This window comes from Exiguobacterium sp. s191, assembly GCF_018618955.1.
GTDB classification, from domain to species: Bacteria; Bacillota; Bacilli; order Exiguobacteriales; family Exiguobacteriaceae; genus Exiguobacterium_A; species Exiguobacterium_A abrahamii.
In genome coordinates, this window is sequence record NZ_JACSNC010000001.1 from 1,472,155 (window position 1) to 1,492,270 (window position 20,116).

Consider the following 20,116-nt stretch of genomic DNA (forward strand, 5'->3'; position numbering starts at 1 on the left):
AATTTAAAAATTCTTTTTTTATTGTGCTTTGATTTGATGTTCGCTTGGATGTTTTTCTAATTTCATCCAATAGTCAGAATTTTTCGTTTGATTCCATTATACTTTGCTAACAAAGTAATTAGAACTACTTTTTTACGAAACTTTCACATTTTCGATAAAAATGAGTTTCCATTCATAAAAAGTAGTATAAAACAGGAGCGTACCCGAACTGATCAGGGGACGCTCCCATTCTCGATTACTTAATATCAACGTATTTGTATTGGAAATCTGCTCCGAACACTTGACGGTTGAAATCTTTAACCGTCGGACGGCTCAAGTATGCAGAACCAGCTTGATAGATTGGCGCGATGGCTTGATCTTTCTCAATCAATTGTGCTTCCGCTTGTTTGAAGAGATCGAGACGTTTGTTTAAGTCAGACTCTTCATTCGCTGCGTTCAACAATTTATCATAAGCTGCAGACTTGTACTTGACGTCGTTTTGGCTATTCGTTGATTCGAAGATAGAAAGGTTAGACATTGGATCCTGATAATCCGGGCCCCAAAGTGAGTATGAAACCTGGTAGTCGCCTTTTGTTTCAAGGTCGAGTTTATTCTTGAACGGTTGTTGTTTGATTGAAACAGTGACGTTCGGAAGATTTTTCTCGATTTGACCTTTCATGTACTCACTGATCTTCTTCGCATCTTCATTGTCGAATGAAAGAAGTTCAATCGTCGTTTTCTTATCGCCGTTTGCTTTTTTCCAAAGATCTGCTGCTTCTTTTCCATCACGATCGAACCAGTTGATGTCGCTCGTATAGTCTTTACCAGATGCATCTTTGATGAATTCTTTTGGAATGAAGCTTGTTGTTGGAATCGAACCGTTCGCAAGAAGCGTATCTGTGATTCCTTTTGGATCGATGGCACGAGCAATTGCTTTACGTGCATCAACATTTTTCATCGTTGCATCTTCGTTATTGAACTTCAGATAAGCGATTGAAGAACGAAGTGCTGTCTTGAATTCAGGCTTCGATTTGTAAGCTTCAACTTGCTCTGAAGTCAAACCAGCGTAATCGATATCGTTTGAATCATAGAGGTTTACTACTGTTGACGTATCCTTGACGACACTGACCGTAACTTCGTCGAGTTTGACAGCGTCTTTATCCCAGTAGTTATCGTTTTTCTTCAGCACTCGTTTTGAATCCGTTTTCCAAGATTCCCAAACGAAAGGACCGTTATAGAGTAATTTATCTGGTTTGAGCGAGAAGTCTTTTTCATTCTTTTTGTAGAAGTCTTCACTGATCGGTGAGTACGTACCAAACGATGTCAGTGAGAGGAAATACGGCGCTGGACGCTCAAGTTTTACTTCTAACGTTTTGTCGTCAAGTGCTTTAACACCGAGTTCGTCGACAGCTTTTTTACCCTGTGTAACATCAGCGCCGTTTTTTAACGTGTCAAAGATGTACGAGTAACTAGATGCTGTTTTCGGATCAGCAGCACGTTTCCAAGCGAATTCGAAATCTTGTGCTTTGACGGGTGAACCATCAGACCATTTTGAATCACGAAGTGTGAACGTATACGTCAAGTTATCACTTGAGATATCTGTTTTTTCTGCAAGTGCTGGAATCGCTTTGCCGTCTTTATCGAGACGGTAAAGACCTTCCATCGTATTCCCGATCATGTTGAAAGCGACAGAATCCGTAGCTTTCGCTGGATCCACTGTCGTGATATCCGAAGAGTCTGTTAAGCGTAGATTTTTCTTTCCGTCTGTAGAACCTGAATCACTGTCTCCGCCACCTGTTGAACATCCAGCAAGCACTGCGCTTCCTGCAAGCATGACTGATAATGCGAGACCGACTGTTTTTTTCTTCATCGGTAAGTCATCTCCTTTTCAATTTCCAAGTTGCCATAATGCCTATGACATCAATAACGTCCCGTCGAAACTGCAATGTATTCCCCAAAATGCATTGACCTAGTTTCAAAAACTTAAACGAAGTGATAAATTGATTTTATGTGAGAATAGCATTAACGTCAAGTAAATAGTCACACTATTTGCTATTTTGCATCATTCGTTTGTTACCGATTCGTAACAGGATTAAAAATTTCGTATACTAAGGTTATCAATGCATTTAAGGGGGATTTTCATGCGATCGACCTATTTCCGACCGGTCATCATTGCGGTCATTCTAGTCTTACTTTATACGATATGGGCGACTATCACCGATTCGACGCACGGTATTTTATACCATCTATCTGGTGGGTTGTTCATTGGAGGCTTTTTGCTTATGGCAATCGGATTCTTTTCCAATATGTCGGCTAACGGCTTCTTCCGTGGAATGACAGCTGGATTTAAAAAACAACGGGAGGCGAAGCTTCGAGAGATTGATGGTGATTACTACGAAGATGATGACGAAGAGGAAGAAGTCCTCCGTAAAAAGCAAAATCGGGCTTCTGCCCGAACGAAACCCTATGTTTCTAGTGGTATTATCTTCATCATCGTATCGCTGATCATCTCTTACTTTTAATCGAAATCACCGTGACGTACCTTCTATCGTATGGTAAACTTAAGTGAATTAAACAAGAAAACACGACGACAAAGAGTAGTAACTTAGGTACATCCCTTTCAGAGAGTCCATGGTGCTGGAAATGGACAGGTGATGCCTACGTGAATGGACTTTCGAGTGGCTGATTCGAATCAAGTAGAGTCAGATGGGTTTGCCCATTACAGCAAATTGAGCGGCTATGCGAATAGCAACTTGGGTGGCAACGCGATGACTCGTCCCTTGATTTTCAAGGGGCGTTTTTTATTTTGATTTTATTATTTGGAGGGATTTCATTATGAAAACGATTTTCTCAGGTATCAAACCAACAGGAACAGTGACGCTCGGAAATTACTTAGGTGCGATGAAACACTTCGTGAACTTACAGGACGGTCATGATGCGTATTATTGTGTCGTCGACTTGCACTCGATCACGGTCGATATCGATCGTGTTGAACTGATGAACAATACACGTGCCCTTGCTGCACTTTATATCGCAAGTGGTCTGAACCCAGAAAAATCAACGATCTTCGTTCAATCAGAAGTCAAAGCCCATGCGCAACTCGGCTGGATGTTGACGTGTCTCTCCGGGATGGGTGAGCTCGAGCGTATGACACAGTATAAAGATAAATCACAAGGAAAAGAGCGGATTGGAGCAGGGTTGTTCGTCTACCCCACACTCATGGCAGCTGACATCCTACTCTATGATGCGGAACTCGTTCCGGTCGGTGATGACCAAAAACAACATATTGAGTTAACGCGTGACTTGGCTCAACGTTTTAATAGTCGTTACTATGAGACGTTTACATTACCAGAACCAATCATCGCTGAGTCAGGAGCTCGAATCATGAGCCTGACGACGCCAGATAAAAAGATGTCAAAATCTGATCAGAATCCGAAGGGCTTCATCTCGATGCTTGACGCACCAGAAGTCATTCGTAAAAAAGTAAAATCAGCCGTCACGGACTCAGAAGGGATTGTCAAATTCGATCGGGAAAATAAACCAGGTGTGTCGAATTTGCTTGAGATTTACTCACTACTCGCTGGCATCTCGATTCCAGATCTCGAAACCAAATACGAAGGTTCGAACTACGGAACATTTAAAGCAGATGTCGCGGAAGCGATCATTTCGGAACTCGAACCGATTCAACAACGCTACTATGAGTTGATTGATTCTGAAGAGCTCGATCAGATTCTCGACGCTGGACGAAACCGTGCTGAAGCCGTTGCTGCTAAAAAACTCGCGAAAATCGAGAAGGCAATGGGACTACAACGGAAGCGTGCCAAAGTAAAAAAATAAGTCTTACTCCAAAAGAGATCGGAATGCTCCGGTCTTTTTTATTGCCGCAAACAAAAAACTGCTTCCGAATTAAATCGGAAGCAGTTTTTATTTTGCTTATTTTCCTTCGATTGAAGCCCATTTGTACGAGAAGTCTGCGCCGAAGTTATGCTCGACGACTCCTTTGACGTATGGTTTAACGAGGAATGCACGTCCACGCTGATAAACAGGTGAGATCGCTGCAGAGTCGAGAAGGATTTTCTCAGCTTCTTGCAATTCAGACCAGCGTTTTGCTGCATCTGTTTGTGTTTGAGCATCTTTGATGAGTTTATCGTACTCTTCATTTGACCACTTACCACGGTTGTATGGTCCGTCTGTCAAGAAGAGATCGAGGAACGTCATCGGATCTTGATAGTCAGGTCCCCAGCCCGCGAATGAAAACTGGAAGTCCCCTTTGTTTTCAAGATCAAGTTTGTTTTTGAATGGCTGTTGTTTGATCGTAACCTTCATACCTGGAAGGTTTTTCTCAAGTTCACCTTTCAAGAACTCACCGATTTTCTTAGCATCGTCGCTATCGTAGTTCAAGAGTTCAAGATCAACCGATTTTTGACCGATTTCCTTAAGTCCCTCTTCCCAGAGTTTTTTCGCTTCGTCTGCATTGTATTCGTTGAATGCTGGATACTTATCACGGAAGTCTTTTCCGTCAGCATCTTTCGCGAAATCTTTTGGTACGAGATAGTTCGCTGGAAGTGATCCGTTTGCGAGGATGACATCCGTGATCCCTTTTTTATCGTAACCCATGTCGATTGCGCGACGGATTTTTTCGTTATCAAGCGCTTTTACCTTCGTGTTGAGGTAGAGGTAGAAGATTGTTGATTCGCCTTTTGTTTTGAATTCTTTATTATCTTTGAACTGGGCAACGAACTCAGATGTTAAACCTGTGCGATCGATGTCACCTTTTTCGTAAAGGTTAACACCAGTTGCAACTTCTTTAACGACCTTAACGTTGATCGTTTTAAGTTTAACGGCATCTTTATCCCAGTAGTTATCGTTTTTGACCATTTTCCAGCCTTGCTCACGTGTCCACTCTGTTAATTTGAATGGTCCGTTATAGAGCGCTTTGTCTGCAGTCGAACCGAAGTCTTTTCCGATTTTCTTCGAGAGTTCTTCTGATTTCGGCATGAATGGTCCGAATCCAGTGAGTCCGAGGAAGTAATCTGCAGGTGCTTTTAATTTAACTTCAAACGTTTTGTCGTCGATTGCTTTGACGCCGACAGCATCACGCTCACCTTTTTTCGTGTTGTACTCTTCTGCACCTTCGATGTTGTAGAAGACGTATGCATACTGTGAAGCGTTCTCTGGATTAAGAACTTCTTTCCATGCATATTCGAAGTCTTTAGCTGTGATTGGAGTACCGTCGGACCATTTCGCATCACGTAATTTGAACGTGTATGTCTTTTTGTCTTCTGATACTTCATGACTTTCAGCGATACCTGGTGTTGGTTGCTGTTTGTCATCAAGACGGTAAAGACCTTCCATCGTGTTGTTCAGCACGTTGAATGAAACTGCATCTGTTGAAGTCGTCGGGTTAAGTGTCGGGATATCCGAACCTTCAATCAAGTTAAGCGTTTGATCACTAGATTTTTTGTCTGAACCTGTGTCGCCCGATTTGTCGCCTGAATCCGTTGTCGAACAAGCTGCGAGGAACGCACTTGATACGAGAGCTACCGATGTAGCTAAAGCAAAACTTTTCTTCTTCATGTTACGATGACCCCCCTAGGTTTCTAAAAATGATACTGTCAGGTTTTTGACCGAAAAAAAAAGAATTACTATATTCGAATCAAACCCTTCGTTACAAATAGTTTACAATGTTCTGATAATTTTGCAAACCTTTTATCCGATTTTTCTAAATATTTTTTCAAAAAAGACTGGGACCTCATGAAAAAATGGTCCCAGCTCAGTGATTATTTTAGAATTTTCATTGCACGAAGTAGGTATTCCGGTCCATAAATCGGTACTTCGATTCCTTGAATCGTATCAGAAACATATAATTTCTCTGTCGTCTGATACAAAGGAACGATGACGGCATCTTGATTGATCAACTGCCTTTCAGCTTGATGATACAATGCTTGTTTTTTCTTCATATCTCGTACCTGCCGTGCTTTTTCGATCAGTTGATCGTACGTGTCGGATTGATAGTTTACGGAATTCAACGGATTATCTGAGACGAACTGGTTCAAATATGCAAGTGGACCTGGATAATCCGGCATCCATCCCGTTAACGTCATCGCATACTGAGCCGACTGTTCTTTATCGATCTTCTCTTCAATCGCAACTGGTTTAAGAACGATATCAATATCAGGCAACTGTCTCTCAAGATACGTCTCAAGTTGTTGGCCAATCCGCTTCGCCTGTGGGTCCTCGAAGTTCAGCATCTCGATTCGTTGTTTCTTCTGTTGTTTACCATTTTCTTTTTTTACTTGTACCGGTTCTGTCATTAATACATTCGTATCTGTGACGACGAATCGATTCGTCGGAATGCCTGCATATCCTAAAGGAAGTTGAACGGACTCTTTTTCCATCAAGGCGTAAGCAATTCGTTTTCGGAGTGTCTTTTCGCGGAAGGCTTCATTTTTTTGATTAAATGCGATATAAAAGACACCGCTCCGCTTTTTTTGATAGGTTGGTCGAGAGACTTGATCTTCTTGTGTCTCGACACTCTCTTGTAACGGAAGAATCGCTGCTTTACTGTTCTCATACGTACTCCATTGCGTCTGATGATCAGAAATGATGCGGCTTTTCACTTCCTCGACTGTGACAACATTTTGTTGATGATACTGGTTGTTTTTCTTAAGCTTATATCCGTTTTTAGACATCTGTTCTAGTGTAAACGCACCATTACCCATGAGGTCTTGCCACTTCTTGGATTCGGGTTGTGGATAAAAGACGGACATCGCGAGTAATTCTTTTAGATTCGAAACCGGCTGATTCAGCGTGATGACAAGTTGATCGCGTCCTTTCGCCTTTACACCTAAACGCTCTGGCTTCATTTTTCCGTCATTGACAGCACGTCCATTTTCAAACACTTCAAATAAAAAACCATAAGGAGAATTTGTTTTATTAGCTGCGACACGTCGGAAACTATCGACAAAGTCTTGTGCCGTGATCGGCTGACCCTGCGCATTTTTCGTTTGTTTGAGTTGAATCGTATACGTCAGACGATCTTTTGAGACTGACATATCCTGAGCTAATCCTCTACGGACGGATGTCCCAGAAGTAAAAACATATAATCCTTCATAAAGTTGTGCCAATAGCGTCTGAGAACGGCTATCCGTCGCTAACGCAATATCGGATGTCTTCGGAAGTGATGATTCAATTAATTCAACCTTCACTGCTTGTGACTCCTGATCTGTTTTCGTTTTTTGAGATGATGATAGACGGTATATGAGCGTACCACTGAGACCAATCAATAAAAATAGGATCAGTATCATGATTGATGTTTTTCTTGTGATGTTAGTCATAAACGACTCCTTTCTGCGTCAAACACGCATTTCTTTATTGAATCAGAAAATCAGTAAAAAAGCGACCCCCTCGTTTTTCCAAGGGAATCGCTTAAGCTTAAGCTTCGTATCGTTTGAAGACGAGTGATGCGTTGTGTCCACCGAACCCAAGCGAATTGCTCAGGGCGTAATTCAATTCAACGCTCCGTGCACCTTCCGTCACGTAATCAAGATCACAGCCTTCACTCGGCTGTTTGAGATGAATCGTTGGGTGAACGGTTTGTTCTTGTAACGATTTGATCGTCGCAATCGCCTCGACGCCACCAGCGCCACCAAGTAAGTGACCAATCATCGATTTCGTTGAGTTGACGACAAGTTGTTTTGCCTGTTCACCGAAGACACTATGGATTGCTTTTGTTTCAAGAATGTCGTTCATCGGTGTGCTCGTTCCGTGTGCATTGATGTATCCGACTGCTTCTGGTGCGATACCTGCATCTTGGATTGCCATTGCCATCGCACGCGCTCCACCGTCTCCATCTGGATCTGGAGCTGTGATGTGGTAGGCGTCAGCTGTTAATCCATACCCACTGACTTCAGCATAGATTTTTGCGCCACGTGCTACCGCATGCTCGTACTCTTCAAGAATCAAGATGCCTGCCCCTTCTCCCATGACGAATCCATCACGTCCTTCGTCAAACGGACGGCTTGCTGTCTCAGGATCATGATTCGTTGACATCGCTTTGTTGGAACAAAAACCAGCAAACGCTAAGTTCGTGATTGGCGCTTCCGCTCCACCAGCGATCATGACATCTGCATCGCCTCGTTCGATGACACGAAGTGCTTCCCCGATGGCATTCGTTCCTGAAGCACATGCTGTGACAGAACAATTATTCGGCCCCTTGGCTCCGGTATAGATCGATACCTGACCGCTTGCCATGTTCGGAATCATCATCGGAATGAAGAACGGGCTGACACGACGGTGTCCACGCTCGAAGTAAATCTTCGCTTGTTTCTCGATTGTCTCCACGCCACCGATCCCTGATCCAATCCAGACACCTGCACGTTCAGCAATCGACTTGATATCAATTTCAGCATCTTTTACAGCTTCCATACTTGCAACGAGTGAGTAATGAACGAAGCGGTCCATCTTACGTGCTTCTTTTGCCTCGATGAATTCTGTCACATCGAAGTTCTGCAATTCGCCAGTGACCTTCGTCGGATACTCATCGATATCGAGACGCTCCATCGGTCGAATTCCGTTCGTTCCTTCTTTTAATGCTTCCCAGAATGTATTGGCATCATTCCCGATTGGTGTCAGTGCTCCGATTCCTGTGACTACAACGCGTTTTCTCATCATCTTATGTGTTCTCTCCTTTAGTCCAAGTAATGTATGCTGCTCCCCAAGTCAATCCGGCACCGAATCCAGCAAGTACAAGTTTCGTACCTGGTGTCAGGCGTCCTTGTTGACGTGCTTCTTCGAGTGCAAGTGGGATCGAAGCAGCCGATGTATTCGCATGCTCATCGATGGTGACGATGACTTTCTCTTGTGGTATATGCAGTCGTTCACACGCTGCATCGATAATTCGCAGGTTTGCTTGATGCGGAATCAAGATATCGATGTCTTCGAGCGTACTATCCGCTTTTTGAATGACTTTTTCAACGATTTCCGGTAATTTACGAACGGCGAACTTAAAGACTTCACGACCATTCATCTCGATTGGTCCATCGATGTCCTTAAACAACAGATGAGCGCCACGTCCGTCTGTCCCGAGTTCAAAAGCATTTAGCCCCTCTTGCTCAGTTTGTCCGATGACGACCGCTCCTGCACCGTCTCCAAATAAGATGGCAGTTGACCGGTCTGACCAGTCGACGATACTCGACATTTTTTCAGCACCGATGACGAGCGCATGTTTTCCTTCGACTGTTGCTAACATGCTAGCAGCTGTTTGTAATGCAAAGATGAAGCCACTACATGCCGCACTAATATCGAATGCAGTCGCTCCGCGTGCTCCAAGACGCTCTTGAACGATACAGGCAGTAGAAGGAAATGCTCGTCCTGTTGCCGTTCCGACGACGATCAACCCGATGTCCTCTACTGTCAATCCAGCATCATCAAGCGCTTTCTGAGCAGCTTCTGTCGCTAAGTCAGTGACATCCACATCATCGGCTGCAATCCGTCGTGCCCCGATTCCTGTCCGTGTCCGAATCCATTCATCGCTCGTATCGAGCGTCGTTGCTAATTCATCGTTCGTCACGCGCCGTGACGGCAAAGACGTTCCTAATCCTACAATCCCGATCTTCATAAGGCATCCCCTTTTGTTATTAGTATCTGGTACTAATATAAAGCGTTAATATGCTTTTGTCAAAGAAAAAAGGAAGAGCATGGTCTCCCGTGCCCTTCCCCCATACCTCATTCTGCTAACGTCCGTACGACTTCCATGACCATTTTAGCGGAATTGATTGACGCAATCTCGAGGAATTCATCAAACGAGAGTGACGCTTCTTCATTGGCGCTATCTGAAATCGAACGCGTTACGACAAACGGAACACCGAACTGATGACAGACCTGTGCGATTGGTGCTGCTTCCATCTCGACGGCTGCGACTTCTGGGAAGTGCGCCTTGATTTGAGCAGAGCGCTCTGAATCGTGGATGAATGAATCGCCTGTCGCAATCAATCCATGAACGACGCGAATCGCATCCATCCGCTCAATGACGGCTTCTGCCGTCGCAACAAGCTTCGGATCTGCTTGATAGGCAGCTGGCATTCCAGGTACCTGACCATATTCGTATCCAAATGCCGTCACGTCGACGTCGTGGTGACGTACTTCTGTTGAGACGACGACATCCCCGACCGTTAAGCCTTCCTTGAATCCACCTGCTGAGCCCGTATTGATGACAGCACTTGGTTTATAGTGATCCAGCAATAATGTCGTCCCGATCGCAGCATTCACTTTCCCGATTCCTGACTTCAAGATGACGACAGGAACACTATTTAAAAGCCCTTCATAAAAATGATAGTTTGCGATGACTGTATCTTTACGTTCTGATAACTCATTACGCAATAAGTTAACTTCCTCTTCCATTGCGCCGATGATTGCGATTGGCATAATTCATTCCTCCATCAAACAGAAAGCCGGATTGCTCCGGCTCCTGTGTTCTTTATTTGATCGATGTAATTTTTACTGCGTATTCGCCGCCTGGTGCTGGTACAGAGACTTGATCTCCGACTTGGTGCCCCATTAAACTTTTCGCGATTGGTGATTCGTTCGAGATTTTACCAGTGAACGGATCTGCTTCGGCACTACCGACGATCGTGTACGTATCTTCTTCGTTATCTTCAACACTTAAGAAAGTGACCGTCGTTCCGATACCGACAACCGAGATATCTTTCTCTTCTTCTGAGATGATGGCAACATTACGAAGCATCTCTTCAAGTTGAGCGATTCGACCTTCGACCATCGCTTGCTCTTCTTTTGCTGAATCGTACTCTGCGTTCTCTGAAAGGTCACCGAACGAACGGGCAATCTTGATGTTCTCGACGACTTCTTTCCGGCGGACTGACTTCAATTCATTCAATTCATTTTCAATGTTCGCTTTACCTTCAAGCGTCATGTAGTATTGCTTTTCTGCCATTTTTGTCACGCTCCTTTTTATTCCACTAGTATAGTATATTCACATCTTTTTTGGAATCAATATCCTCTTTGATCGAGTGCTGAACGATAATCAAGAATCGCTCGAATCTTCGTCACGAGTAAATCGATAGCGACATGATTCTCGCCGCCTTCCGGTACGATGATGTCCGCATACCGTTTTGTTGGTTCACAGAACTGCAGATGCATCGGACGAACGACGTTCGTGTACTGCTCAACGACTGAGTCGATTGAACGTCCACGTTCGTTGATATCGCGTTGCATCCGACGCAGAATGCGAACGTCCGCATCCGTATCGACGAACACCTTGATATCCATTAGTTCCCGTAACCGTTCGTCTTCAAGCGCTAAAATTCCTTCTACGATGATGACATCGCGTGGTTCGAGACGAATCGTTTCTTGTGCCCGTGTGTGGGCGACATAATCATATACCGGTTTTTCAACGGCAATGTTTTCACGGAGCGACTGAATGTGCTCGATCAACAGACCATTATCAAAAGCGAACGGGTGATCATAGTTTGTCTGATACCGCTCCTCCATTGATAAATCGCTTTGATCTTTATAATACGCGTCCTGCTCAATCATGACGATTGATTCACTTGGGAACGCATCGACGAGTGAACGTGCCACCGTCGTCTTCCCTGAACCCGTTCCGCCCGCCACACCAATTACTACCGGTTTTTGCATGTCATTCGTTCCTCCATCATTTCGACTTTTTCCTACTGACGGATACACCGTCACCGAGCGGAAAAATCGTCGTATCGTATTGTTCTTGTTCCATCATCCAGACCGTGAATTCCTTGACGAGACGCACGAGTCGACGTCTTCTTCGATCGAATGTCTTCGGATCAGACTCGAGGACATCTCCGTGTAAGAAGAGATTATCCGTATAGAGCACGCCGCCCTCAGGAATGAGTCGCCCATATCCTGCAAAGAATTTTTTATACTGTCCTTTAGCGGCATCAATGAAGACCGCATCGAACTGGTCTTCAAGCGTTTCGGCTAATTCTACTGCATCACCGAAAATGATGTCAATCCGGTCCGCCACATCTGACCGGGCGATGAAGGTTTTTGCTTCTTCATACCGCTTCGCATTTCGTTCAATCGTCGTAATCCGCGCATCCGGTAGCGCACGCGCCATCCGAATCGCACTATATCCGATTGCGGTTCCGACTTCTAGAATGCGCTTCGGTTGTTGTAACCGCAGGAGCGATAACAAGACTTCGGAACCTGTCAGTTCGATGATTGGTATATGATTTTCTTCCGCATAACGCTCCATTTCTTCTAACAGAGCATCTCGAGGATGAATCATTGATTCGACATAGGTCGTGAAATCATTCACGCCATTCACTCCCTCTTCCGCATAAACAGGTTGACTTGAAGCGAACTTCCCGCTTCAACCCAACCCGTTGCTCATTGCTCTTTACTCGCTTCGTATTCGACCCATTCCGGCTTATACTTAACGACGTTTCGTTGATGTTCTTCATATGTCTCTTCGTATAGAATCTGTCCTCGTGGATGTTTATCACTTGGTGGACGGGCGAAGAAATAGACATATTTCGTTTTATTCGGATTTAACACGGCAAGTACCGAATCCTTACTGACCGTTGAAATCGGACCGATCGGAATGCCTTCGTACTTATACGTATTGTACTTCGAATTATTCTCGAGATCCTTCAGCGTCGTTAAGGCCGTATTTTCACCTGTGCCATACCAAACCGTTGGATCCGACTGTAACTTCATGCCGTCATCCAATCGATTTTTGAAGACACCAGCGATTTCACGACGATCATCTGGTGTCGCCGCTTCACGCTCGACCATGGAACCGAGACTGAGTACTTCATGGAAGGTCATGCCTGATTTTTGAATGGCATCCTCATTCTCATCGTAGACTTTTTCTGTTTCATCGAGCATCGTCTCGACGATTTGATCAATGCTTTTTCCTTTATCAAACTCATATGTTGCTGGGAAGAGATACCCTTCAAGTGCATACAAGACACCATTCTTCTTCACTTCATCCGTCAACATCGGATATTTTTCAATCATGCTGTCGATGAATGTCGCATCCGTCAATTCTTTACGGACCGTCTCTTCCTTGAAGTTCGTTGCTTTCGCGATCAAAGCAATTTGACGATCCATCGTGATGCCTTCAGGTAACGTGATTTTCACATCCGCTGCCTTCATGACCGTTCCCGTCTTTAATTCATTGATGATTTCATCCGGGGACATGGCTTGTGACAGTGTATACGTACCCGCCTGGAATGACGATTCATTCTTGTAACGGACGTAGTAACGGAAAATCGTCTCGTTTGCAATCAAGTCTTTTTCCTTTAGTAAAGAAGCAATCGAACTCGTCCCTGCTCCTAAAGGAATTTCGACTTTGACGGATTTCGTCGCTGTTTCATCGACTGGTTCAAGCGCATTTTTCAAAAAGACATAGACGACCGCACTGGCAACTAGAAAAATCGTCAACAATACAGAAAGGATGATTAGCGTAATCCGGCGTGATGTCCGGCGTCGCCTTTTTTCGATTTCAGCATTTTGCTTCCATTCGTTCTCCATCGGTTCCTCCTTCTTCTCTTAAAACAAGGTGACATCGTAAGAGAAAGTCTCTTACGACGTCACCTGTCATGAGTCGGGTTAGTCTAACTGGTCTTCGAGCGTGTTAAAGACTTCTTCGATTTCATCCCAAGTCGCTGTATCGTCTTCATCGATTGGTACGAGGTTGAAGTCGTTATCTCCATCACCGTATTCGTCGAGTTCGTAAACGAAGATGTCGACTTCTTCTGCTTCGTCATAGTCTGCTCCGATTGGCTCGAGGAAGATGTATGTCTTGCTCGAACGTGGGCTTTCATAACGCAGACGTTCTACGAATTCGAAATCATTTCCTTCGCCGTCCGGAATTACGTAACGTGTTGGTTCATTCTGTTGCATCAGTGATCCGCTCCTTTAACGCAAGCTCGAGTTCATCCCAAGTTTGCTCATCATTTTCATCGATCAGGCTCAATTCGAAATCATCTTCGCCTTCTCCATATTCATCGATCTCACAGATGATCAGATCATCTGCTCCTTCGTCAGGGTTACCGATCATTTCAAGAAACAGATAGGTTTTTCCTGTACGTTCACTCGAGTAACGGTACCATTCTTCGAAAAGATGTTCGCCGCCCTCTTCATCTGGAAAGAGATACTGACGTTTTTCTTCAGCCATCGGTTTCTCCCCCTTCATCGGTTCGTCCGATCCAAGTACGATTGCAGGATCATGACGGCAGCCATCTTATCGATGACTTGTTTACGCTTTTTACGGCTGACATCGGCATCGATCAGCATCCGTTCTGCTTGCATCGTCGTCAACCGTTCATCCATGAAGACGACTTCAAGCCCGGTATGCTGTTCGATTTCCTTCGCAAAAGCTTCACTTGCTTCTGCGCGGGGACCGATGGAACCGTTCATGTTTTTCGGAAGACCAATGACTAGGATTTCGACATTGTATGTCTTCATGATGACATCGAGCCGTTTGAAGGCTTCTGGATAATCTGGTTCCGTCCACTTGACCGTCTCAACGCCTTGCGCCGTCCAGCCCATCAAGTCACTGACCGCTACCCCGATCGTCTTCGAACCGACATCTAGTCCCATTGCACGTTTCATTTTGAATTTCCACTCTCCGCCAAATAAGATTTCACGAGTTCTTCGAGCAATTCGTCGCGTTCAATCTTACGAATTAAATTACGTGCGTCATTATGACGAGGAATGTAAGCAGGATCTCCTGAAAGGAGATAGCCGACGATTTGGTTGATCGGATGATATCCTTTTTCTTCTAAAGCATGATAGACCGTCAACAACACATCACGTGTCGCTGCTTTGTTATCGTCTTCCGGAAAGTTGAATTTCATCGTTTGATCCATCTGACTCACGTTCATCACCTCTTTCATATACACTACGTTTCTATTATGCCAGTGATTGCACGTATTGTGAAGCGTACGCGAGTGCTTCTTCTAATTTCGACGCATCTTTTCCGCCAGCTTGAGCCATGTCAGGGCGACCGCCACCGCCACCACCGCAGCGTGTTGCGACTTCCTTGATCAATTTACCAGCATGATAGCCTTGGTCGATTAAATCTTTTGAGACGCTTGCGACGAGATTGACTTTCTCACCCTGCGCACTTCCGAGAACAATGATTGCTGATCCGAGCGAGCTCTTCAACTCGTCCATCATACCGCGAAGAGCATCCATATCTGAGACGTCGACGCGTTTCGCAAGCACACGCACACCGTTGATTTCCTCAACATCGTCCTTCAATGAAGCAGCTTCGATGTTCGCAAGTTTTGCTTGCAACGATTCATTCGCCCGTTCCGTCTCACGGAGCTGTTGTTGCAGTGCTTCGATGCGAACAGGAACTTCTGTCGTCTTCGTCTTCAAGACAGCTGCTGCTTGTTCGAGTGTTTCCAAGTGTTGATTCATGACACGATATGCGCCTGCACCCGTTACCGCTTCGATTCGGCGTGTACCTGCACCGATACCAGACTCTGAAACAATCTTGAACAAGCCGATTTCTGCTGTGTTCCCGACGTGGATACCGCCACACAACTCGATCGAGTATGTGCCTGCTGAGACGACACGGACCGTTTCACCGTATTTCTCACCGAACAATGCCATTGCGCCTTTTGCTTTTGCATCAGCGATGTTCATCTCTTCGATATCAACCGGTAGTGATGCCCAGATTGCTTGGTTGACGTCTTGTTCAATCTTCGTCAACTCTTCTTGTGTCACTGCACCGAAGTGTGAGAAGTCGAAACGAAGTCGATCTGGAGAAACGAGTGATCCCGCTTGGTTGACGTGTGTTCCGAGCGTATCTTTCAATGCTTTATGAAGCAAGTGTGTTGCCGTATGGTTTTTCGTGACGGCTTTACGCTCTGCTGCTTCGACTGTTGCAACGACGTCTGCAGCTTCCGTTGCGATCCCTGTACGAACGATGACCGTATGCAAGTTTTGACCGTTCGGCGCTTTTTGAACATCTTTGACATCAAGAACGAAGTCTTTGCCTTCGATTGTTCCTGTATCCGCGACTTCACCACCACTTTCAGCGTAGAACGGTGTGATGTCGAGAATGACTTGTGCTTCTTCACCAGCAGCGACTTCTGTGACTCGTTCTCCATCATGCAACAATGCCATGATTTTCGCATCCGCCTTAAGGTCGGTATAGCCGACGAACGTACTTTTATCTTTTAGCGTCGAGAGGACTTCCGATTGCTGTTGCATCGAACCACTCTCTTCACGCGCTGCACGTGCCCGCTGACGTTGTGCATCCATCGCTAGTTTGAAGCCTTCTTCATCCACAGACATCTGATGATCTTCCGCATACTCGACTGTCAATTCGAGTGGGAAACCATACGTGTCATACAGACGGAACGCATCTTCACCACTGATGACATGCTCACCGTTTGCCTTAGACGTCTGAGCGACCGTGTTCAAGATTGCAAGACCGTCATGCAGTGTCTCATGGAAACGTTCTTCTTCGTTTTTGATGACGCGTTTGATGAAGTCCGCTTTTTCTGGCACTTGTGGGTAGAAGTCGACCATGACGTTTCCGACCGTATCGACGAGTTCATACATGAACGGACGCTCGATTCCAAGCATCTTCGCATAACGAACCGCACGGCGTAGTAAACGACGAAGGACATATCCACGACCTTCATTCGAAGGAAGCGCACCATCACCGATCGCGAATGATACGGTACGGATGTGGTCTGCGATAACTTTGAATGCTACATCCAGTTTTGAATCGTCACGGTAGATTTTACCGCTGATTTCTTCTGTCTTATGAATGATCGGCATGAACAGATCCGTATCGAAGTTCGTCGGCACGTCCTGCATGACACATGCCATCCGTTCGAGTCCCATTCCTGTATCGATGTTTTTACGCGGAAGTTCCGTGTAGTTGCCGTGTCCATCGTGGTTATACTGACTGAAAACGATATTCCAGATCTCAAGATAGCGTTCGTTTTCGCCACCTGGGTAAAGTTCTGAATCGTTCGGATCGTCTCCAAAAGCAGGTCCACGGTCGAAGAAGATTTCCGTGTTCGGACCAGATGGACCTTCACCGATTTCCCAGAAGTTATCTTCAAGTGGAATGATCCGCTCAGCCGGTACGCCGAGTTCAAGCCAGATTTGACGCGCTGCGTCATCTTCCGGGTGAATCGTGACCGAGAGACGTTCTGGGTCAAGACCGTACCAGTCATCACTCGTCAAGAGTTCCCAGCCCCATTTGATCGCATCTTCACGGAAGTAATCACCGACAGAGAAGTTTCCGAGCATCTCGAAGAACGTATGGTGACGTGCTGTTTTCCCGACGTTTTCGATATCGTTCGTCCGGATTGATTTTTGTGCGTTAACGATACGTGGATTATCAGGAATGACACGACCATCGAAATACTTCTTGAGTGTCGCAACCCCTGAGTTGATCCACAAGAGCGATGGATCCTCGACCGGTACGAGTGAAGCACTCGGTTCGATCGCATGCCCTTTGCTTTGGAAGAAATCAAGATACATCTGACGGATTTGTGCACCCGTTAATGGTTTTAGAGCTTTCATGAACAGTTACCCCCATTGGTTTTATTTGGACGCAAAAAAGCGATGTCTTCATCCCTGAAAAGGGACGAAAGCATCGCTTCCGTGGTACCACCCTCGTTCGTAAGCAATCCATTGCTTACCTCGAACATCTGATAACGGGGATGACCCGCAGGTGTTTACACCCGACTCCGGAAGGAGCTTCAAAGGGACTCGAGAAAGTGATTGCAGCAGACTCACTTCTCTCTGGACTCGAGTTTTCCTTTTACTTATCTTCCATCAACGTGTTACGTCCATTCATCTATCGTGATTATTACCTATCGCACAGCATCCGTCAAGTCTTTGTCACCCCACCGAGTCGTTCAATCAATCGTGTTCGGCGCCGTGGCTCCTCTTCTTGCGACGCTTTATGAAACGCTCGTGGGTCGCCGAACAATAATAAACTCGACTTCGCACGGGTGACCGCCGTATAAATCAAGTTTCGGGAATGCTTGAATGCTCCCGTGAAATAGACCGGCATCAAGACGATCGGAAACTCTGATCCTTGTGCCTTGTGAATCGTAATCGCGTAGGCATGCGTGAATTGATCCCAGTCACTTCGGTTGTACTCGACTTCCGTCTGGTCGAAGCGGGCGATGATCTTATCCACCTTGTCGACGTTTTCTTTGGCGAAGAAGATATTGACGATTTCGCCGATATCTCCGTTATAGACGTTCTCTTCCGCATTGTTGACGAGCTGAAGAATCTTGTCCCCGGTCCGGTAAATCCGGGTGCCTTGTTTGACTTCGCGTTTTTTCGGTTCCTCCGGATTGTAGACGCGTTGCAAGGCGACATTCAGTTCGTCGATTCCGACCTGACCACGGTAAGTCGGTGCCAAAACCTGAACATCGAATTTCGAATACCCTTTTGCAAGTGCTTTTTCCGCGAAGGCTGAGATGCCGCGTAACGTCTCTTGCGGAGACGCGGTGTAAAAGCGACGATCCGCAAGTGGTGATAACAAATCAGCTGACGTCGTCCGGTTCTTCAAATCGTGCGCGAGCCGTAAAATCGAAGAATCTTCCGCTTGGCGATGGACGACGTTCAAACGAACGACGGGAATCCCTTCCGTATCCATCAAATCTGCCAGCACCTGCCCAGGACCGACGGATGGTAACTGATCGCGGTCACCGACGAACAAGATTTTCATGCCGTTCGGCACAGCACGGAGCAGACTCGATAACAAGTAGATATCAATCATCGACGACTCATCGATGATCAGTACTTTCCCCGTGATCGGCTGATCTTCATTTAGCTGAAAGTTCGTTCCGTCATACTTCAATAGACGATGAATCGTCATCGCTGGGACGTCCGTTGCTTCCGATAGACGTTTAGCGGCGCGTCCGGTCGGTGCGACCAGAACATACGGATAGACATCCCCCGTCTTGACGCGACTTTTCTCAAGCGGCCAATCATGAATTTCTTGCAGGGCATGTAAAATTCCCTTGATGACGGTCGTCTTACCGGTACCGGGTCCACCTGTCAGAACCATTAACGGTGCTTTGACCGCTAACTCGATCGCTTCCCGCTGTTGCGCCGCATATTCCATGCCAAACTGTTCTTCGAGGTGCCCGATTGCTTCAAGGATCGTCGCGACATCGACTTCCTGTTCGGCACCGTTCGCCATGACCCGCGCCAGTTCCTTCGCCGCCCGAACTTCGGCATAAAAGATCGTCGGTAAATACAGACAGCCTTCTTCGAGCTTGACCTTATCTTCAGCGAGCAACAGTTCAATCGCTTGTTCCAGCCGTTCCCCTGGGTCTTCACCAAGCAACCGGGGCGCCCGTTGCAATAGCGAGTCGACTGTCGCAAAGGCATGTCCCTCTCCTGCTTCTTGTTCTAATATGTGCATGATCGAAGCAGCGACGCGCTCCGGGTGTAATCCGACGAGTCCAAGATGTGATGCGATATGATCGGCTGTCTTAAAACCAATCCCATTCACTTCATACATCAAGGAATATGGATTCTCTCGTATTCGCGCCATGGCGTCCCCTTCGTAAGCAGCATAAATCTTTGCCGCTAGCTTCGGTGTGACATCAAACGGTGCTAAGAACAGCATCAACTGATCGACACCGTATAACGTGGCGAGTCGACTCAAGATGATGTCAGCTTGTTTTTGTTTTAACCCAGGCACCTGATTCAGTACCCGTTCATCTTTCAAAATGAGATCCACTGCCTCTTCTCCGAGAGCATCGACGATATTTTTCGCTGTCTTCGGACCAATGCCGGTGAACGAACCATTCGTCAAGAAGCGGATCGTCGCATGTTTTGTCATCGGAACCGATCGTCGAATCAGCTCCGCCTTCAGTTGTTTTCCGAACCGGGGATGATCAACGAGACGACCGAATGCTTGATACGTTCCTCCGAGTTCGATTCCAACCCCAGTACCCGTGATGACGAGCTCGGTTTCCTTCAGTTCAAAGTTCTTTTCTTTGACGGCGACCAATACAATGGAGTGTGCTTCTTCTTCAGAAGAAAAGAGCACACGTTTGACGCGCCCGACGACTTGATGGGGGTGCTCCATCACTCCACCTTCTTTCTCTCTTTTTCATTCGCTGCTTTCATCATA

18 protein-coding genes and 2 other annotated features are annotated in these 20,116 nt (G+C 45.9%); of the genes, 2 read left to right on the plus strand and 16 right to left on the minus strand.

Features of this window, described 5'->3' with window-relative positions:
• Positions 1-235: 235 nt before the first annotated feature.
• Positions 236-1,849: a peptide ABC transporter substrate-binding protein gene (locus tag KNQ09_RS07955; protein WP_214723694.1), complete on the minus strand. Its 1,614-nt coding sequence runs from the start codon at positions 1,847-1,849 to the stop codon at positions 236-238.
• Between the two features lie 271 nt (positions 1,850-2,120).
• On the opposite strand from KNQ09_RS07955, the gene KNQ09_RS07960 reads away from it, so the two are divergent.
• Positions 2,121-2,501: a DUF3899 domain-containing protein gene (locus KNQ09_RS07960; RefSeq protein WP_029342197.1), complete on the plus strand. Its 381-nt coding sequence runs from the start codon at positions 2,121-2,123 to the stop codon at positions 2,499-2,501.
• 56 nt (positions 2,502-2,557) lie between these two features.
• Positions 2,558-2,763, plus strand: a binding site (T-box leader).
• Between the two features lie 51 nt (positions 2,764-2,814).
• The gene (trpS, locus tag KNQ09_RS07965) at positions 2,815-3,816 is read left to right on the plus strand and encodes a tryptophan--tRNA ligase (protein ID WP_214858074.1); all 1,002 of its coding nucleotides are present in this window, start codon (positions 2,815-2,817) and stop codon (positions 3,814-3,816) included.
• Between the two features lie 96 nt (positions 3,817-3,912).
• On the opposite strand, the gene KNQ09_RS07970 is transcribed toward trpS, so the two are convergent.
• The 15 genes from KNQ09_RS07970 to recD2 form a co-directional block, all read right to left on the minus strand.
• Positions 3,913-5,556 (minus strand): peptide ABC transporter substrate-binding protein, encoded by a 1,644-nt coding sequence (locus tag KNQ09_RS07970; protein ID WP_029342219.1) that lies wholly within the window; start codon positions 5,554-5,556, stop codon positions 3,913-3,915.
• A 203-nt stretch (positions 5,557-5,759) separates the two neighbouring features.
• On the minus strand, positions 5,760-7,187 hold the full coding sequence (locus tag KNQ09_RS07975; RefSeq protein WP_214858077.1) for a peptide ABC transporter substrate-binding protein: 1,428 nt from the start codon (positions 7,185-7,187) through the stop codon (positions 5,760-5,762).
• 226 nt (positions 7,188-7,413) lie between these two features.
• Positions 7,414-8,652 (minus strand): beta-ketoacyl-ACP synthase II, encoded by a 1,239-nt coding sequence (gene fabF / locus KNQ09_RS07980; RefSeq protein ID WP_064299573.1) that lies wholly within the window; start codon positions 8,650-8,652, stop codon positions 7,414-7,416.
• Position 8,653: 1 nt separating this feature from the next.
• Entirely contained in the window at positions 8,654-9,598 is a 945-nt protein-coding gene (locus tag KNQ09_RS07985; RefSeq protein WP_064299572.1) for a beta-ketoacyl-ACP synthase III, read from the minus strand.
• A 107-nt stretch (positions 9,599-9,705) separates the two neighbouring features.
• Positions 9,706-10,404 carry a 5'-methylthioadenosine/S-adenosylhomocysteine nucleosidase gene (gene mtnN / locus KNQ09_RS07990; protein WP_023468903.1) on the minus strand — a complete coding sequence of 233 codons (699 nt, stop codon included), beginning with the start codon at positions 10,402-10,404 and terminating at the stop codon, positions 9,706-9,708.
• Between the two features lie 52 nt (positions 10,405-10,456).
• Positions 10,457-10,930, minus strand: a complete 474-nt coding sequence (greA, locus tag KNQ09_RS07995; protein ID WP_029342224.1) for a transcription elongation factor GreA — start codon at positions 10,928-10,930, stop codon at positions 10,457-10,459.
• 56 nt (positions 10,931-10,986) lie between these two features.
• Positions 10,987-11,634: a uridine kinase gene (udk, locus tag KNQ09_RS08000; RefSeq protein ID WP_023468905.1), complete on the minus strand. Its 648-nt coding sequence runs from the start codon at positions 11,632-11,634 to the stop codon at positions 10,987-10,989.
• A 16-nt stretch (positions 11,635-11,650) separates the two neighbouring features.
• The gene (locus KNQ09_RS08005) at positions 11,651-12,289 is read right to left on the minus strand and encodes an O-methyltransferase (protein ID WP_081834729.1); all 639 of its coding nucleotides are present in this window, start codon (positions 12,287-12,289) and stop codon (positions 11,651-11,653) included.
• Between the two features lie 71 nt (positions 12,290-12,360).
• Complete coding sequence (mltG, locus tag KNQ09_RS08010) at positions 12,361-13,509, minus strand: endolytic transglycosylase MltG (RefSeq protein ID WP_050677579.1); 1,149 nt, start codon at positions 13,507-13,509, stop codon at positions 12,361-12,363.
• 78 nt (positions 13,510-13,587) lie between these two features.
• Positions 13,588-13,881 (minus strand): DUF1292 domain-containing protein, encoded by a 294-nt coding sequence (locus KNQ09_RS08015; RefSeq protein WP_023468908.1) that lies wholly within the window; start codon positions 13,879-13,881, stop codon positions 13,588-13,590.
• A complete protein-coding gene (locus tag KNQ09_RS08020; RefSeq protein ID WP_023468909.1) occupies positions 13,868-14,155 on the minus strand; it encodes a DUF1292 domain-containing protein in 288 nt (95 codons plus the stop codon). Before KNQ09_RS08020 ends, KNQ09_RS08015 begins: the two co-directional genes overlap by 14 nt.
• A gap of 14 nt (positions 14,156-14,169) precedes the next feature.
• On the minus strand, positions 14,170-14,592 hold the full coding sequence (gene ruvX / locus KNQ09_RS08025) for a Holliday junction resolvase RuvX (protein WP_023468910.1): 423 nt from the start codon (positions 14,590-14,592) through the stop codon (positions 14,170-14,172).
• Positions 14,589-14,858, minus strand: a complete 270-nt coding sequence (locus KNQ09_RS08030) for an IreB family regulatory phosphoprotein (RefSeq protein WP_029342229.1) — start codon at positions 14,856-14,858, stop codon at positions 14,589-14,591. The genes ruvX and KNQ09_RS08030 overlap by 4 nt, the downstream gene beginning before the upstream one ends.
• A 34-nt stretch (positions 14,859-14,892) precedes the next feature.
• The gene (gene alaS, locus KNQ09_RS08035) at positions 14,893-17,535 is read right to left on the minus strand and encodes an alanine--tRNA ligase (protein WP_214858079.1); all 2,643 of its coding nucleotides are present in this window, start codon (positions 17,533-17,535) and stop codon (positions 14,893-14,895) included.
• A 57-nt stretch (positions 17,536-17,592) separates the two neighbouring features.
• Positions 17,593-17,803 (minus strand) — a binding site (T-box leader).
• 42 nt (positions 17,804-17,845) lie between these two features.
• Entirely contained in the window at positions 17,846-20,071 is a 2,226-nt protein-coding gene (gene recD2 / locus KNQ09_RS08040; RefSeq protein ID WP_023468913.1) for an SF1B family DNA helicase RecD2, read from the minus strand.
• Between the last annotated feature and the right edge of the window lie 45 nt (positions 20,072-20,116).